Source organism: Burkholderia paludis (genome assembly GCF_000732615.1).
Lineage (GTDB): Bacteria > Pseudomonadota > Gammaproteobacteria > Burkholderiales > Burkholderiaceae > Burkholderia > Burkholderia paludis.
The window spans coordinates 1-883 of record NZ_JPGL01000162.1 but is presented as its reverse complement, the minus strand read 5'-3'; the positions used below and the strand labels follow the sequence as shown (position 1 = coordinate 883).

General features: G+C 62.7%; 1 protein-coding gene and 1 pseudogene. Both read right to left on the bottom strand.

Annotated features, from left to right (window positions below):
* The coding region (locus GQ56_RS39925) for a hypothetical protein (RefSeq protein WP_043301842.1) at positions 1–320 on the bottom strand (320 nt) is incomplete at its 3' end.
* Positions 321–386: 66 nt separating this feature from the next.
* A pseudogene (locus tag GQ56_RS45810) lies at positions 387–883 on the bottom strand (type VI secretion system tip protein VgrG); the annotation flags it as partial.

Here is an 883-nt window from a genome sequence, read left to right as displayed (position 1 = left end):
GCCGCCGCCAGTGTCGGCGGCACCGGAATGATCCCGATCAGGTCGATGCCGATGTTTACCCAGTCCATCGCATCGGTGGACGGCTTGTCGTGCAACGCCTTCAAGTCCAGCGCCACGCTCACCAGGGCAATGACGTTGCCGACCACCGGTAGCCCCTGTGCGACGTTATTCAGCCGCTCGAGCGTGACGGCGCCTCCGCTGATCTGTTGCAGCCACTGATCGAACTTACGCGCGGCGGCGACGATATCTTTTGGATGAATGGTGTTCAGCGGTGCAACAGCCGTCTGCTGAGGATGGCTTACGGTCGAAGATGCGGTCATGGAGGGAAACCGGAAATGAATTCAGAAATGAGGCGAAGACGCCGCGAGATATCGGTTCGTCGTCCGTCAAACAAACCCGGGCGTACGCATGTCAGACGCCGTTGATCCGGTTTGCGCCTTGCCGGTCACGCCCGCTGCGCCTAGCAACGACTGAACGCCGGAGAGTCCCGCGCGAGCAATCCCGCTTACCCCGCCTGTCTTGAGCGCACCGGCCAGTTGGCTCAACTGCTGGCCTGCCTGCACCGCCGTACCGGCCCCCGACAACACCTGCGAGGCAACATCGCGCGTCTGGGCGGGAACTGCTGTGGATGCGTTGCTCGCGTCACCTGTCGCGCTGTCCGGCCATTCGGCCTTGCGCGCGTAGCTGCTCGGACTCCACGGATCTGCGTTGTCGCTGCCGAACGTCACATGTGCCGGACCAGGCGCCAGACCGCTGACAGCGGCATACCCCTTGGCGCTCAACATGCCCGTAGCAACCCGCCCCAACGCATCCTCGACCTTGTACGTCGACATCACCCCACGCTGAATCGCATAGGTGTTGAACAGTTCCAGATTGCCCTTGC